Origin of the sequence: Chryseobacterium jejuense (assembly GCF_900100075.1) — a bacterium.
In the GTDB taxonomy this organism is placed as follows: domain Bacteria; phylum Bacteroidota; class Bacteroidia; order Flavobacteriales; family Weeksellaceae; genus Chryseobacterium; species Chryseobacterium jejuense.
Genome location: NZ_FNEG01000005.1, coordinates 437,059 through 453,948 on the forward strand (window position 1 = coordinate 437,059; position 16,890 = coordinate 453,948).

General features: G+C 34.3%; 14 protein-coding genes. 8 read left to right on the plus strand and 6 right to left on the minus strand.

What is annotated here, in order from left to right; genetic code table 11:
• Positions 1-28 precede the first annotated feature (28 nt).
• From aroC to BLS98_RS17190, 6 genes are all read left to right on the plus strand, one after another.
• Entirely contained in the window at positions 29-1,099 is a 1,071-nt protein-coding gene (gene aroC, locus BLS98_RS17165; RefSeq protein WP_089737761.1) for a chorismate synthase, read from the plus strand.
• 17 nt (positions 1,100-1,116) lie between these two features.
• The gene (locus BLS98_RS17170; protein WP_089737763.1) at positions 1,117-1,680 is read left to right on the plus strand and encodes a thioredoxin family protein; all 564 of its coding nucleotides are present in this window, start codon (positions 1,117-1,119) and stop codon (positions 1,678-1,680) included.
• Positions 1,681-1,689: 9 nt separating this feature from the next.
• A complete protein-coding gene (locus BLS98_RS17175) occupies positions 1,690-2,229 on the plus strand; it encodes a TlpA family protein disulfide reductase (protein WP_089737764.1) in 540 nt (179 codons plus the stop codon).
• 84 nt (positions 2,230-2,313) lie between these two features.
• The gene (locus tag BLS98_RS17180; RefSeq protein ID WP_089737855.1) at positions 2,314-2,655 is read left to right on the plus strand and encodes a YkvA family protein; all 342 of its coding nucleotides are present in this window, start codon (positions 2,314-2,316) and stop codon (positions 2,653-2,655) included.
• 123 nt (positions 2,656-2,778) lie between these two features.
• Positions 2,779-4,158, plus strand: coding sequence for an orotidine-5'-phosphate decarboxylase (gene pyrF, locus BLS98_RS17185; protein WP_089737767.1), 1,380 nt, complete (start codon positions 2,779-2,781; stop codon positions 4,156-4,158).
• A 53-nt stretch (positions 4,159-4,211) separates the two neighbouring features.
• On the plus strand, positions 4,212-7,034 hold the full coding sequence (locus tag BLS98_RS17190) for a gluzincin family metallopeptidase (RefSeq protein WP_228425373.1): 2,823 nt from the start codon (positions 4,212-4,214) through the stop codon (positions 7,032-7,034).
• A 54-nt stretch (positions 7,035-7,088) separates the two neighbouring features.
• On the opposite strand, the gene BLS98_RS17195 is transcribed toward BLS98_RS17190, so the two are convergent.
• The 3 genes from BLS98_RS17195 to BLS98_RS17205 all read right to left on the minus strand — a co-directional run bounded on the left by BLS98_RS17195 (position 7,089) and on the right by BLS98_RS17205 (position 9,762).
• Positions 7,089-7,898 (minus strand): T9SS type A sorting domain-containing protein, encoded by an 810-nt coding sequence (locus BLS98_RS17195; protein ID WP_089737769.1) that lies wholly within the window; start codon positions 7,896-7,898, stop codon positions 7,089-7,091.
• A 186-nt stretch (positions 7,899-8,084) separates the two neighbouring features.
• Entirely contained in the window at positions 8,085-8,876 is a 792-nt protein-coding gene (locus BLS98_RS17200; RefSeq protein WP_089737770.1) for a carbohydrate binding domain-containing protein, read from the minus strand.
• A gap of 91 nt (positions 8,877-8,967) precedes the next feature.
• Positions 8,968-9,762 (minus strand): T9SS type A sorting domain-containing protein, encoded by a 795-nt coding sequence (locus tag BLS98_RS17205; protein ID WP_089737772.1) that lies wholly within the window; start codon positions 9,760-9,762, stop codon positions 8,968-8,970.
• A gap of 150 nt (positions 9,763-9,912) precedes the next feature.
• Here BLS98_RS17205 and BLS98_RS17210 point away from each other — a divergent pair, with 150 nt between their 5' ends.
• Both BLS98_RS17210 and dusB read left to right on the plus strand, forming a co-directional pair.
• Positions 9,913-13,140, plus strand: coding sequence for a hypothetical protein (locus BLS98_RS17210; RefSeq protein WP_089737774.1), 3,228 nt, complete (start codon positions 9,913-9,915; stop codon positions 13,138-13,140).
• A 156-nt stretch (positions 13,141-13,296) separates the two neighbouring features.
• Positions 13,297-14,292, plus strand: a complete 996-nt coding sequence (gene dusB, locus BLS98_RS17215; protein WP_089737777.1) for a tRNA dihydrouridine synthase DusB — start codon at positions 13,297-13,299, stop codon at positions 14,290-14,292.
• Positions 14,293-14,348: 56 nt separating this feature from the next.
• Here the strand turns inward: dusB and deoC are convergent, their stop codons facing one another.
• The 3 genes from deoC to BLS98_RS17230 are packed head-to-tail and all read right to left on the minus strand — an operon-like array spanning position 14,349 to position 16,531.
• Entirely contained in the window at positions 14,349-15,092 is a 744-nt protein-coding gene (gene deoC, locus BLS98_RS17220) for a deoxyribose-phosphate aldolase (protein WP_089737779.1), read from the minus strand.
• 4 nt (positions 15,093-15,096) lie between these two features.
• Positions 15,097-15,567 (minus strand): Lrp/AsnC ligand binding domain-containing protein, encoded by a 471-nt coding sequence (locus BLS98_RS17225; protein ID WP_002976659.1) that lies wholly within the window; start codon positions 15,565-15,567, stop codon positions 15,097-15,099.
• Between the two features lie 28 nt (positions 15,568-15,595).
• A complete protein-coding gene (locus BLS98_RS17230) occupies positions 15,596-16,531 on the minus strand; it encodes an endonuclease/exonuclease/phosphatase family protein (protein ID WP_089737780.1) in 936 nt (311 codons plus the stop codon).
• Positions 16,532-16,890: the final 359 nt, after the last annotated feature.

A 16,890-nucleotide genomic window follows, 5' to 3' on the forward strand; every position in this document is an offset into this window, starting at 1 on the left:
TCTGAAGAAAAAAAGGTAATTTTGTATCATGTTCAATTCATTAGGTAATCTTCTTAGTCTTACAACATTTGGAGAAAGTCACGGAGTGGCTTATGGCGGTATCATCAATAATTTTCCGGCAGGTTTAACGGTAGATCTTGAAAAAGTTCAATATGAACTGGGACGAAGAAAGCCCGGCCAGTCTGCTATTGTTACTCAAAGAAAGGAAAGCGACACAGTAAAGTTTCTTTCTGGGATCTTTGATGGGAAAACAACAGGTACGCCTATCGGTTTTATCATTGAAAACGAAAATCAGAAATCAAAGGATTATGACCATATTGCTCAGGCTTATCGTCCTAGTCATGCCGATTTCACTTATGACCAAAAATTTGGTTTAAGAGATTATCGTGGCGGAGGAAAATCTTCAGCAAGAGAAACCATGAACTGGGTAGTTGCCGGAGCATTAGCTAAACAACTTTTACCGGAGATTGAAATCAATGCTTATGTTTCGTCTGTAGGCGATATTTTCTGTGAAAAGCCATATCAGGCTCTTGATTTTTCTCAAACGGAAAGTAATGATGTACGTTGTCCGGATGCTGAGACGGCAGAAAAAATGATTGCCAGAATCAAAGAAATTAAAAAAGAAGGAAATACAATTGGAGGAACTATTACCTGCGTCATCAAAAACGTTCCCGTAGGAATTGGTGAACCTATATTTTCTAAACTTCAGGCAGAACTGGCTAAAGCAATGCTAAATATCAACGCCTGCAAAGGTTTTGAATATGGAAGTGGATTCTGTGGTGCAAAAATGACAGGGAAAGAACATAATGATCAGTTCAACACAGATTTCTCTACAAAATCTAACTTATCAGGCGGTATTCAAGGTGGCATTTCCAACGGAATGGATATTTATTTCCGTGTAGCCTTCAAACCTGTAGCTACTATTTTAAGACCTCAGGATAGTATTGATAAGGAAGGAAATCCTGTTATTGTAGAAGGAAAAGGACGTCACGATCCATGTGTGGTACCAAGAGCTGTTCCGGTAGTGGAAAGCCTTGCTGCATTTGTTTTGGCAGACTTATTTTTGATTAATAAAACAAGAAACATCAATAATTTTTAATATAAATATTTTTGGTAATGAAAAATTACTGGGATCAGGGAATTTCTTTTGAAGAATACCTTCAAATTGCACAGCAAAGATTAGACAATCCTGCCAACGAACAGGAAATTGAATATAAACAATATTATGAGCTTGGGCTTCATAGAATGGACAGAACTGTAAAAAAGTATGTTCCGGATGAAGATCAGAGAAAAGAATTAGAAGCTAAAAATTTCGATGGAAAGATTTTAATCATTTCTGAGGCTTGGTGTGGAGATGCAAGTGCAACCGTTCCTGCTTTATTTAAATTCTTTGAAGGTCATAATGAAATCAGAGTTTTCTTAAGAGATAATGATAAGAGTTTAATTAACCAGTTCCTAACCAACGGTACGGAGTCTATTCCTAAAGTATTGATCTTAGATAAAGATTTTAATGTAAAAAATTCGTGGGGGCCGCGTCCAAAATATGGTTACGAGCTACTCATGAAATATAAAGCTGATCCAGAAGGTTATCCAAAAGATACTTTCTATAACGACCTGCAGATCTATTATGCTAAAAACAGAGGAAAAGATGCCGTTCAGGAAATCTTGGATCTGTTATAAAAACAGGATATGAAAAAAAGTATCATTTATATTGCCATCATTGCTATCATCGGTATTGTTTTATTTATACCGGGAGTGAAGGATTTTCTGAAAAACCAGTTCTTCCCAATCGCTACCATTGAAAACGCCGTACATATCAATGAAGAAGATTATGACGTAGAACTTAAAGGAATCAATGCACCAAGCACAAACCTTAAGAATTTTAAGAACAAAGCGGTTTTCCTGAACTTCTGGGGAACATGGTGCCCTCCGTGCAGAAAAGAATGGCCATCTATTCAAAAACTGTATGATTCCAGAAAAGAACATGTAGATTTTGTACTTATTGCCATGAACGATAAGGAAGAAGATGTAAGAAAATTTTTAAAGGAAAATAATTATTCGGTGCCCGTATATATTGCTCAAAGCCCGATATCTGAGAAGATTCTTCCTAAGGTTTTCCCTACCACTTTCCTTCTGGATAAAACCGGCAGAATCCTTATTAAGGAAGATGCTACAAAAGACTGGGACTCAGAGACCGTGCACCAGTTTATTGATAATATCATCAAATAACTTTTTAACTAAATTTTATAATTTGTTGGTACAGGATTTGTGAAATTTATAATGTTGAAAAATTTGTTTAAATCCAAACACAAAATGAAATATTCAAAATTAAATCTTGCAAAAGAAGCTATTAGTCACAAGGGCTTTGTAAAAAAGATCCCTGATATTTTCAGAATGGTAAAAATGTGGAGAAAAGGAGCTTATCCTATAAAATCCATTGACATTATTCTTCCGCTATTAGGAATTTTATATGTCATCTCTCCTTTTGACCTTCTTCCTGAATTTGCCATTCCGGTACTTGGAGTTATGGACGATTTGGCAGTATTGTCACTAACCATTCCTAAACTCATCAAAGAGGTTGACAAATTTTTACTTTGGGAAGCTGAACAAAAATATAAGGGCAACCAGGTGATTGAAGCCGAAATCTTAAAATAATAGTTTATTTATATTTTCAAAACCATTCTGATACTTACAGAATGGTTTTTTATTAAGCAAATGGGCGATAAATTTTTAAGCCTTATTTCAAATCCTTAAATTTGCAATATCTAATAGAAAATAATGGAAAGTAAAAAAGAATTCTTTTTGGAGTGCTACAAGCTAGGCATCATTAAATTTGGAAGGTTTACCTTGAAAAGTGGTATCGAAAGCCCTTTTTATGTAGACTTAAGACCTTTAGCTTCAGATCCTAAAATCTTAAAAAATCTGGCTAATTATTTATTGGAAATGCTTCCATTGGATAATTTTGATTTAATATGTGGAGTTCCTTATGCTGCTCTTCCTATGGCAACTGCGATGTCACTGGAAAGCTATATTCCATTAATTATTAAAAGAAAAGAAGCAAAAAGCTATGGTACCAAGAAACTGATTGAAGGAATTTATCAGAAAGGGCAAAACTGTCTATTGGTAGAAGACGTTATCACTTCAGGAAAATCTTTGCTAGAAACTATTCCGGAAATAGAACAGGAAGATCTTAAAGTGTCTGATATTGTAGTAGTACTGGACAGAGAGCAAGGTGGAAAACAGTTGTTAGAAAGCAAAGGATATAGAGTACACACTCTTTTCAATATTACGGAAGTATGTGGAGTCCTTCAGGAAACAGGTGAATTATCGGACGAAGAAGTGAAGAGAATTCAGGACTTCTTACAAGGAAATCACATTCAGTTTGAAGAAGAAACCAGAGCTTCTTATGAACAAAAACTAAGCAATACCCAGCATTCTGTTTCAAAAAAATTACTGGAAACAGCTTTAGCAAAAAAATCTAACCTGATTGCTTCTGCGGATGTTACAACTACTCAGGAGTTATTAACATTTGCTGAAAAAGTAGGTCCGCATATCATTGCTTTAAAGACCCACATTGATATTATTTCTGATTTTGAGTATGAAAAAACAATCACTCCTTTAAAAGAAATTGCTGCAAGACACCAGTTTTTATTAATGGAAGATAGAAAATTTGCAGACATCGGAAATACACAGGAATTACAGTTTACAAGTGGAGTTTTCAAAATTACAGATTGGGCAGATTTTGTAACGTCTCAGGTTATTGGTGGTTTTGAGTCTTTAGATTGCTTCAAAAACGTAGGAGTAGTAGCCATTGTTGGAATGTCTTCAAAAGGCACATTAACTACTGCCAGCTATCGTGAAGAAGCATTAAAAGTGGCTGTATCTCATCCTAATGTAATTGGTGGAGTTTCTCAGAATAAAATCCCTGAAGATCTTTTATTATTCACTCCAGGGGTAAACCTTGCAGATTCAGGAGATGGAAAAGGACAACAGTATAATACTCCGGAACATGTTTTCAAAACTTTACACACAGATTTCATCATTGTAGGAAGAGGAATCTATAAGTCTGAAGATCCGGCGGCAGCGGCAGTTACTTATAAAAATGAAGGTTGGAATGCTTATATTAATTCTTTGGAAAAAAAAGCAATTCAGAACTAAAATCCTATAAAGTATATACAAAATAAGCTATATTTGAGCTTTATCACGGATATTTGAAAAAGATCAGCATTTGCCTTATTTTGTTTTGTGGAGTTATACAGATTTCTGCACAGAAAGACAGTATATACATTGGAGCAAAACTCTCTCCTGACAGAAAAACCCTTGAGGTGAATCAGGAGATTGTTTATTACAATCATTCAGGCAAAGACCTGCAAACGGTAAAACTTCTGAATTGGGTTTCTGCTTATAACAAACGTGGAACATCTTTAGTCTACCGAAAACTGGAAGACAGAAATAATGATTTGCATTTTGCAAAGAACCATGAAGTGGGAAAACTTCTGGAGCTTAATATTAAAGATTCAGAAAACCAGGAAATACCAGTCAATGCAATTTCAGATGAAAACCTTTTTCTTCCTCTGAAGCAAATATTAAAACCAGGAGAAAGCATCACTCTGCAGCTTAACTACCGTATGCAGCTTCCCGATAAAAAATTTACGGGATACGGAACATCCGGTCAGAATACTGCTTTAAAATATTTCTTTATTGTTCCGGATCATTTTGATCCGGACAATATTTCTCAAAGAAAATACCACGATATTGAAGAACCAGTAAGTTTCAATACTTTCTGGACTGTAAATTTTGATATTCCGGTGAACACTTTCATTGAAAGTAATTTGCCACAGATTCAGATGAATTCTTTTCAAGGATATCTGGATTCAGATCCTGAATTCTCAGTTTCCCCAAATGCTTATCCTATTATAAAAACCAATATTGATGGTAGTGAGACTGAAATAAAATTTGGCTATAACCTTAAGCCCGAAGAGAAACAAAATCTGGAATTTTATTTACCTCTTCACTTAAAATTTCTCAAAGAAAAAATAGGTTCTCTTCCGAAAGGTATATTTATTTCAGATAAATTCAGAGCTAAAGAAGATTTCTTCGGGAATAATGATATTACTATCTGGAAATTTAGATTTCAACTATTTACAGATGCTGAAAAAACAGATCTTGACTATTTTGGAATCATTACCAAAAAAGTTCTGGATGAAAAGGTTATTGCAGATAAACAAAAAGATCATTGGTTTAAAAATGGTTTAAAATCTTATCTTGAAATCCAATATCTGAAAAAATTCTATAAAGACGCTAAACTTTTAGGGGCACTCCCTGAAACCAAATTATTTGGACTCAAGCCTCTAAAATTGTTTCATGCGTCTAAAGTAAAGCTTTCGGATCGCTACGGGCTGGCTTATCAATATATTATGCTTCAGAACCTGGATCAGAAAATTGATGAAGATTTCAACAGTTTAAGTAATTTCAATGATATGGCTGTGAGCAGCTTTGAAACAGGAAGCCTGTTCAATTATTCTGCTGATAAAATGGGCGATCAGTCTTTTAATGATCTTGTAAAAGAGTACGTTTCCAAGAATTCCGGAAGTAGAATTAATCCGGATGATTTTTTGAAACAGCTCTCAGAAAAAGAAAAATCGGCCCATTATCTTGAAAGTTTTTTCGAACAGAAAAACAGGGTCAATTTTAAGCTGAAACATATTAGTAAGGAAAATGATTCTTTACAGATTAAAATCGCAAAAAATACAAAAGCTTCTATTCCGGTAAAGCTTGAAACCGAAACCAGAGAGGGCGAAAAAAAATCTTATTGGATAGAAACAGAAGAAGATGAGAAAATAAAAGAAATCTCTCTTCCTGCATCAGATAACATTTATAAAGTAACCCTAAATAATGGTTACATTTTCCCAGAATCCAGTTATCGGGATAATTTCCTGTATGCCAAAGGTATATTTTCTAATACAAAAAAAATTAAGTTTAAACTCATAAAAGACATTCCAAATCCTGAATACAATGAAATTTATGTAAGTCCAAGAGTTCGATTCAACAATACTTATGATAAATTTTTGCTGGGAGCTAACTTTAAAAACCAATCATTTTTTGATCAGAAATTTCTGTATTCATTTACACCAACATACAGTACCGGAACAGGAAAACTAACTGGTTCAGGGGGAGTATCCTACTCTTTCTTACCTGCAGAAAGTATGTTCAGAAGTATTACGTTTGGAGTATCGGGATCTTATTTCCATTATGATTATAACCTAGCATACAGAAAAGCTTCTGTATTTTCAACTCTAAATTTTAGAAAAAATCCCAGAAGTACGGTAAGCAGAAGTCTGGGCGTTTCCTATAATTATTTTGAAAGAGATCTGAGCCCTTTAATGATTGCTAATGATGATTATAAAAAGTACAATCTCTGGGGATTAGGATATAGCTATAGCGACAGCCAGATGATTCACGAGAAAAGTTTCAGTCTGAGTGCACAGGGAATGGAAGATTTCAATAAAATTACAGCTGAAGGATTCTACAGATGGGAATTTGCTCCAAGGCAAAAGCTTAGCATCCGTTTATTTGCTGGATACTTTCTTAGAAATGATACCCGCAATGATTTATTCAATTATGGAATTTCAAGGGTATCTAACTATACATTCTCTTATAACCTTTTAGGAGAAAGTGCCAGCAGTGGTCTTCTTTCGCAACAGTTTATTTTAGCTGACGGTGGATTCAAATCATTTCTTCCGGGAACGGTTAATCAATGGATTACTTCTGTGAATGTAGACTCCAGTATATGGAAAATATTTCATGTGTATGCCGATGCAGGAATGTATAAAAATAAGGATCATTCTGAAAAATTTATCTGGGACAGTGGAATTAAGGTAAGAATTATCCCGGATTTCCTGGAGGTTTATTTTCCGATACAGTCTTCATTGGGATTTGAGCCTGGATTTAAAGATTATGCAAAACGTATCAGATATACACTCGTTCTTAATCTCGGATCCATCATTAATGCAGCAAGAAGAGGCTGGTATTAAAAATAAAGGAACAGCTTATATTTAAACTGTTCCTTATCAAAAAATATTGAAAAACTAATCTTTTACAATTTTTTGAGAAACCGGAGCATTGTTAACAGTTCCTGTCACAATATAAGTTCCTTTTGGAAGCTCAGTAATATCTATATTCTGAGCAAATTTTGTAGGAGATTTTTTCACAACCTGCCTGAAAGTATCATATATCTTTACATCTTTAATCTGCATTCCGAAAAGTACATTACCATCTTTAACAAAAGGATTCTGCACAAAGCCTGCTTTTGCTGCTCCTTCAGCAGAAAAATCTGCCATATTATCACTGTTATTCTCTAAAGTTCTTCTAATCGCTGTTGAAGCTGTAGGAGAAGGAGCTGGTCCATCACCTTTAAACTGATCTGCATTAGCACCATAGCCTACAAAATCTAATACATTGGAAGATGAAGGATTCATTACTTTTACAATATTTCCTGCCAATACTAGCTTTCCGGATGTTCCTGAAATCCTTATTCCGACAGATTTATTGGGTGTACCATCAAAATTTGTAACAGTGGTTGCTATAAAATTCGGTATTGGTAACGCCTCTACTCCACCATCCACTGCTGCTTCCTGAATGAGATAAGTTTCCTCAGGTCCCAATGTGAAATCAGGCAGTGTATGATATTCTGTAAATGCTCCAATTGCAGGTGCATATTGTATACTTGCTCCTGTTAAAGAAACCAGAGTGGTTCCTATATTTTTCAGGACAATATAATTATGTTTGAAAACAGCCCCTGAATTTTCATTGCCGCCATAGATCTCATTGATCACAATTTGGGCATTTGTAAAAGCAGTCATCAAAACTAAACCAGCAATAGTAAAGATTTTTTTCATTTAAATAATTTTAGAAACGGGGTTGTAATAAAAATATCAAAAACAATACCTTTTAATTGGAAATTTACAAAAAATCCTGTATAAATATATTATATTATATTCCAACTAATAAAGTTGAAATAAATAAGCACAAAAAAGTCCGGCCATTTCTTCGAAATGGCCGGACTCTATTTTAATCTAAAATAATTAGTCTTTTAAGATTTTTTGAGATACTGCTTGGTTGTTCACTGTACCTGTTACGATATAGTTTCCTTTTGTTAATTCAGCAACGTTTACAGTTCCGTTTTGTTTTACAGAAGCTTGTTTTACAATCTGTCCAAACATGTTGAAAACTTTCACATCTTTCACATCAGCTCCGAAAGTGATTTCGTTGTTTTTAACGAAAGTGTTCTTTACTAATCTATATTTAGAAGGAGCAACTTCTCCAGTAGCTAAAGATCCAGCAGCAACTACAGAAAAATCATCATAAGCAACAAGAGTACTATTATTATAAGCTCTTACAGCAAGTTGTAAAGTGACAACATTTGCAGGAGCGACTACAGTTGTAGTAAATTGAGTCCAAGATGAAGATGTTGGTAAGTATCCATTTGCAGGACCTCTTAACGGATCATTTCCAACAGCGTTCCCTGTACCTTCTTGATATATAATTGTACCACCAGCATTTTTATAAGTAGACCAAATTCTCGCATCAGTTCCATCTCCAGCTGCTTTATACCAAAACGAAATTGTATATGATTGTCCGCCTGTAACTGGGATTTCTTGATAAAACCCATTAGTTGCAGTAGAATTCAAATATTGAGCAGAATTTGAACCATTATTTCCATCCGCAACAACTAAATTAGGTAAGGTATAGCCGTTACCAGTTCCTGCTGCCCATCCTGTTAACCCATTATCAAATGTTGGATTGACAACCAGGTTTTGAGCAAACATACTTCCTGAAATTAATCCAAGAGCAATTAAAGAATAGATCTTTTTCATAAAATAATTTTTTTTAAAATTTATGTTGTAAAAATACAAAAAAACCGCTATCCGTTTGAGACAGCGGTATATAATTAACAATTAATTAAAATTACTTTTTGATAATTTTCTCAGAAACGGCATTCCCATTGACATTTCCTGTTACAAAATAAATCCCACTTTGTAGATTTTCTACATTAACAGATCCATTTTCAGAAACAGATGCTGTTTTTACAATTTGTCCATTTACATTGAAAATTTTAACCTCAGATTTTATTCCAAAATAAATTTCATGATCAACAGAAGTATTTTTAATGAAAGTATTTTTAGATTTTACTATTTCAGAAGTAGCCAATGAACCAGAAGCACCTGTTACCTTTACATCATCAATTCTATAGTTACCAGAATTACTTGTTACAGAAGACCACCTAAGACTTAAAGTTGCAGCATTCTCTGCTCCTGCCGGTAATTGAATAGGTATCCCACTATTAACAAGCCCCCAAGCAGTAGCCTTTTTATTATAAGTATAAGTTACATCATTCCATGTTGTACCATCTGTGCTCCATTGAAATACAATATCCTTATCAAAAGCAGCAGCTCCTATTCCACCCCATATAATGGATATATTTGTATAACCAACTGTTGATAAATTAGAATAGGTTAATGTATGGGTAATTCCATTGGGACCCTGGCCAACAAAGACAACATTCATAGCTCCTGAAGCCCCAGGATATTTATTTGTTGACACACTTGATCCATTTAATTTCCAACCATTAGTAACATTAGTACTTGTCCAGCCTGTTGGTAATGTTGATGTAGTTCCAAAAGATTCTGACAAAAGAGTAGTTTGTCCAAATGCAGTAATGGCAAGCATTGCTGTTGCCAATAACGAATAAAGTTTTTTCATGATTATAATTTTATATTATTTATAATTTCAGAGGCTAAATTACTCTTAATTTTAAGGACTTAACAATATTTGGATTAATTTTCTGTTAATAATAGTTGACACTCTGCTATTAACATTTTTTAATTACTTTTACGAATTATTTTTCAGGAGTTGCGGAATATTTTTATCCTATTCATTGTTTTTTTCTTTGGCATATTTTCAGGAAATGCTCAGGTATTTTCATGGAAAAATCCCAACGTTCCTGAGGACAGTGCTAAAAAAGATAGTATTCTCGTTGCTAAGCTTGAACAGGACATTTTTGCAAAAGATACTTTAGACTTTATCCGAACTCATAACAGAATTGTTGTTGATGAAGCCGTACTGGCAAAAAATGATAAAAAGAGGTTTTTAGGTGAACTTAATTCTAAAGGTTCCATTATCCGTGGAATTACATTTGGTAATAATCAGGGACAATCTGTACAAAGTTCTATGGATCTTCAGATCTCTGGACGACTTTCCAAAGATGTCACCATTTTAGCAAGTATTTCCGATCATAACTTACCCATTCAGGCTGATGGATATACCCAAACTTTAGAAGAGTTTGATAAAATCTACATGCAGCTTAACATTAAGGATAAATCTATTCTTAGAGCTGGACACCTTGACCTTATGGAGTCTAAAAATTATTTTGCCAAATATCAGAGACGAAGCATGGGAATTCAGTTTCAGACAGAATTTGGAAAAGAAAATAAAACGTTTGTGGATATTTCTGCCGGTGTGGCACGAAGTGAATTTCACAGGATCCGTTTCCAAGGAGTTGAAGGAAACCAAGGACCTTATCGTTTAACAGGGAAAAATGGAGAACAGTTCATTACTTTGATCTCTGGTTCTGAACAGGTATTTATTGACGGTATCTTAATGAAACGTGGGGAAAACCAGGATTATGTTATCAACTATAACACAGGTGAAGTTACCTTTACCAGTTTCCGTCCTATTTTCCAGCAGAATTTTATCACCATTTCGTACAACTACGCCAACAGGAATTATTCAAGATATTTATTTACCGGAAAGCTGGAACATCAAAGAGAAAAATTCAAAGTTGGGCTGAATTGGTTCATGGAAAATGATAACAAAAATGCACCTCTTGCTTTAAATTTATCTAAAGAAGATGAGCAGATTTTAGCCAATGCTGGAAATGATCCCAATCTGATGTATGCTCCATCAGGAGTTGTTACAGAGTATGATGTTAATAAAATTTTATACCGTTTAAATCCTGCCGGAAGCTTCTATGAACTTTCCACAGACCCTAATGAAACGCTTTATCAGGTATCATTTACTTATTTTGGAGCTAATCAGGGAGATTATAAAACAGCAAAAACAACCAATAACGGACGTGTTTTTGAGTATGTAGGGCCCAATGCAGGAGATTATAGAGCAGTAAGAAAGCTTCCTTCACCACAGAAATCTCAGGTATTCTCTCTTAATTCTGAATATTTGCTAAATGAAGGAAAAATAGGTGCAGATATCTCCTTAAGTAATTATGATATCAACCTGTTTTCATCTAAAGATTCTGACCAGAATACAGGCTATGCTTATCGTATCTTCGGAAACAAGACCTTTACAAGAAGCTCTTGGAAAGGTACTCCAAGCTTTGAATATCAGTATATAGACAAACAGTTTCATATCCTGGATCGTATCAATGATGTAGAATTCTCCAGAGACTTCAATTTAACACAGGAGTTTAACAAAAAGACACAGAATCGTTTTATCTTCAGCTTTTTAAACAAGTGGAATAATAAATCTACATTAAATTACCGTATCAATTATTTAAATGAGCAAAACTCTTATAAAGGGATTAAAAATGATCTTGATTTTGGTTGGATCACCGGAAAATTCTTTACAAAAGGAAATCTATCCTACCTGAGTACTAATGCAACGCTTCAGGACACCAAATTCATTCGTGGTGGGATTTCAACGGAATTTACAGGAAAGAAAGGAAGCTGGGCAATAGGGGGAAGCATGGAGCATAATGAGAAGAAGTACAATGACACTCAACTTATGGATGTCACAAGTTTCAGCTGGAAAGAAATTTTCGTTCAAAAGAAAATAGGAGACAGTACCCGTACCAAATTGCTTGCTAAAGTATACATGAGGGATAATGACTCAGTTCGTGACAACAGGCTTCAGAATATGAATAATATTCTTGGATTCATGGCGGAAAGTCAGATTATCAAAACTGAAAGAACAACTTTGAATGCATTGATTCATTACAGAAAATTCTTTTATTCAGGCCCAGAAGGCGAGGTCACTAAAAATAATGACTTTGTGGTTGGAAATATTCTTTACAATCAACAACTTTTCAGAAATGGGATGCGTTTACAGGCGTTTTACGAGCTTGGAAACGGACAGGAAGCACAAAGGGAGTTTCAGTATATTAAAGTAACGGATGGACAAGGTGTTTATAAATGGACAGACTACAATGGTGACGGTATTCAGCAGCTTGACGAATTTGAAATTGCCGAATATTCCGACCTAGCTAAATACATTAGGGTTTATACCAACTCTGTACGATATATTCCTTCTAATAAAAACAAATTACAGTTGGCTTTATTTGTAAATCCGGCGATTGTCTTTAATTCGGAAAATGCCTTCTTAAAACGTTGGAATTTCAATATTTCATTAAATTCCCAAAACTCATTCTATAAAAAAGATAAGGTTCTGGTATTAAATCCGTTTGAGAAAAATAGCGATCAGATCCTTAAAAATCAAAATATTTTAACCTCGGTACAGTTCAATCCGACCGATAAATCCGGATGGAATGGAAACTACCGATTCATTACCAACGATAACCTTATCAATGCTAATTTCAGTAACGAAGAACGTGAGCAAACTTCCCATTTCCTGAATATTGGATATTGGTTCAATAAAGAATTCAGGATAGACTGGGAAAACTCTGTTCATGATATCAAAAATACCTCACAGTTATTTGCAACAAGAGATTATCGTTTAAATAATTTTGAAACCAAACCAAAGGCCACCTATAAGTTTACAGATGCTCTTCAGGCCGAGCTTTCGTCTGCATACCGCCAAAAACAAAGGATAGATGGTGAAGAATTGTTAAAAGCTTTTGATGTTACAGGAACCATCCAATGGGAATTCAGAAAGACTTCCATTCGTGGAAATTTCTCTTTCATCAACAATAATTTCAATGGTAATAATTTCAGTATTGTAGGAAACCAGATGCTAGATGGTCTGAAACCAGGAAAAAACCAGGTATGGAGTGTATTCATTCAGCAGGCAATCAATTCATTTATCCAATTGAATTTAAATTACGAAGGAAGAAACTCCGGAGAAAGAACCATCCACATCGGAAGCATGCAGGTAAAAGCAAGTTTCTAAAAACCCTACGTTTAAGGTTTAAGGTTAGTTATTTCCCACTAACTCTAAATTTTTCTTCCCACTACTCTAATACTCTCAAACATCTTTCAAACTCATCATTCACAGTAATAGATAATATCATATTTTCTACTAATCAGAATTTTGTAAATTTGCACCATGATAAAAATAGGCAATATAGAACTGCCGGAATTTCCACTTTTGCTGGCTCCGATGGAAGACGTAAGTGATCCTCCGTTCAGACGTTTGTGTAAAATGCACGGTGCAGATTTAATGTATTCGGAATTTATTTCTTCCGAAGGGTTAATTCGTGATGCCATCAAGAGCCGTAAAAAACTGGATATTTTCGATTATGAAAGACCTGTCGGGATACAGATTTTCGGTGGTGATGAAGAAGCAATGGCCATGTCTGCGAGAATTGTTGAAACAGTAAATCCAGACTTGGTAGACATTAATTTTGGTTGCCCTGTAAAAAAAGTAGTTTGCAAAGGAGCCGGAGCTGGAGTTTTGAAAGATATTGACCTTATGGTTCGTCTTACAAAGGCTGTAGTGAGCTCTACCCACCTTCCTGTAACCGTTAAAACCCGTCTTGGATGGGACAGCACTTCTATCAATATTGACGAAGTAGCAGAACGTCTTCAGGAAACCGGAATTAAAGCACTTACCATACATGCCAGAACCCGTGCTCAAATGTACAAGGGAGAAGCAGATTGGGAACATATTTCAAGAATTAAACAAAATCCTAATATTGAAATTCCGATTTTCGGAAACGGTGATATTGATTCGCCTGAAAAAGCACTTGAATACAAACAAAAGTATGCTTGTGACGGAATAATGATTGGACGTGCTGCTATTGGATATCCTTGGATATTTAATGAAATCAAGCATTTCTTTAAAACAGGTGAACATTTACCTGCTCCTACTATTTCAGATCGATTATTAGCAGTTCGTCAGCATGCTGAGTGGAGTGCAGAATGGAAAGGGGAAAGATTAGGACTGGTAGAAATGAGACAGCATTACAGCAACTATTTCAGAGGTATTCCTCACTTCAAGGATTTTAGAAAAAGATTCCTTGAAGTTTTCACCTTAGAAGAAATGGATGCACTGATTAAGGAAACCCAGCAATTCTACGAAGAATATCAGGCTCAGGTATAAAAATAAAAACCATCAAATTAACTTGATGGTTTTTTATTTGTTCTTGAATATCAAATTTAATATCCGCCTGATGAAGCTTCATTTTTAATGAGTGCCAATGCTGAGGAAGTTCCAATTCTCTTCACTCCCATAGTAATCATTTTTTCAGCATCTTCAGGAGTTCTTACTCCTCCGGCAGCTTTTACAGGAAGTTTTCCAGCGTTATCCAACATAATTTTTATTCCTTCAAATGTTGCCCCATTAGGCTTCCCATCTGTAGTTTCATAAAATCCGGTTGATGATTTAACAAAGATATGAGGTAAATCATTGGCTGAAAAATTCTCTTCTGCCCAGTTCGAAATATTTTTGGTAAGATCTGCAATCTGAGCATCAGTAAGGGCTGCGATTTCAATGATCCATTTTGTAATTTTATGGTGTTCCAAAGCCAGCTTTGTACATTTTACAAATTCTTCTTTTACCAAGTCAGTATTTCCCTGAAGATAAGCACTGTAATTAATTACAAAATCCAGCTCATCTGCTCCATCTTCAATAGCTTTTGAGGCTTCTGCAAGCTTCTCTTCTACCGAATATGTTCCTTCATGGAATCCTATTACAGTTCCTACTGCAACATTTGAATTTCTCTCCTGAATATATTTTTTAATCTCCGCTACATAATCCGGCCTAATCATTACTGCAAAAATACCATTATCAATGGCTACCTGTGCAAGTTCTTTATCAATCTGAAGAGTTCCTTCATGTGAAATACCTGATTGTTCCGGTGTCTTCAAGTAAGTTGAATCCAAATATTGGGCTATGTTCATATCGTTATACTTTCAATTGTCTGTAAATACCTTGTTCCAAAGATATAAAAGTTTCTGTTCTTGTTACTCCTTTCAGTTTTTGGAGTTTGCTAAGAATTTGCATCAAATGATCATTATCTTTACAAAGAACTTTAAGGAATATTGTATAATTCCCTGTTGTATAGTGGGCTTCCACTACTTCATTGATATCATGCAAAGATTTTACCACTTCAGGGTAATGGCTTGGCTGATCCAAAAAAACTCCGATATAAGAAATTACTTTATATCCAATTTTTTTAGGATTAAGGAATGAAATTGAATTTTCAATAACTCCTGCATGTTCCAGTTTTTTAATCCTTTGGTGTACCGCTGTTGTAGAGATCCCAACATTCTTTGAAATGTGTGCTAAAGAAGTTTTAGCATTATCCATCAACATGTAGATTATTTCCTTGTCGATGGAATCTAAATGATAGCTTGTGTTACTCGAATTTTTCATTTTCTACTTTTTTATTATTTATGTTTTTTTATGATAAGCTTTTAAACTTTACAAAAACCGGGAAATGATCGCTGTATCCGCCTAAATACCGGGTGCCTGCATAAGTTCGGAAAGGTCGTCCTTCAAAATTTCTGGTCCTGCTGCTGAGTTTCTCAGAATTAAACACACGGGCTTCCTGAAAAGCTAGTGTTGTATTGTCAAGAAGGGATCTCGACATCATAATCTGATCATACAGCAATCCAGACTTATAATGAAAAGTAGAATAATTTCTTGTAGAAAACAACTCCTGAAAAGGATTCATCAAAACCTTCTCATGATCATTGTCATAGAGAATTTGTACTAAATTTTCATCATCCGGGTTTTCATTAAAATCACCACACAATATGACATGTTCCTTATCAGCATCTACAATTTTCATGATCCGCTGCCGAACCTCATTCAATATAAAGGCTCTTTTAGGTTTATTGATATCTTTTTCCCGCTTAGAGGGAAGATGGGCGATAAAGACATTAATAATTTCCCCTTTATATTTAATTTTTGAAAAAAGTACGTCTCTGGTTGTGTCGTAATTTCCTGTGTTTTTATAGGTTATTTCAAAAAAGAAAGTAATGGTTTCAGAATCGATAACCTCTACTTTATTTTTATTATATAACATGGCTACATCCACTTTTCTTTCATCCATAGAATTGTAATGTACAATTCCATATTCAGAATTAAAAGGTTCCATTTCTACAAGATCTTCTAAAACTTTCCTTCCGGAAACTTCCGATAATCCTATAATAAATGGCAATACTCCATTTTCCTCCTTCATCAATTGAAATGCATGAGAGATTTTAAAAAGCTTGTTTTTATATCTTTTCTCATCCCAGTTTCTTAAACCTGACTTTGTAGGATCTAATTTATGGACAGGCTTAGGGTCGGGTAAAAATAAATTTTCAACATTATAAAAAGAGAACAGTTCCATCAACACAAATTTCTATACTTTAATTAATATGCTCTTTTTCCTAATTGTAAATTTATTATTTTTTTCAAATCGCATTGATTTGTTCACAATGTTAACAAATCAATTTATAATAAGAAATATTTCAAATGTAATAAAAAAAATCAATAAAACCATTAATAGTGAATTAAATTTTCAATTAATCTATTATTTCATTCAATATATCAGAATTAAAATAATGAACAAAATTTTAAATATCGAAAACAAAAATCCAATTAAAAGACCAAAGTTGCTAATATTTTCCTTTTCACTTACAAAAATAACAAATATTATTCCATTTAATTTATAGACAAATAGAATAAATAAAAAAAATAGGGTTTAAA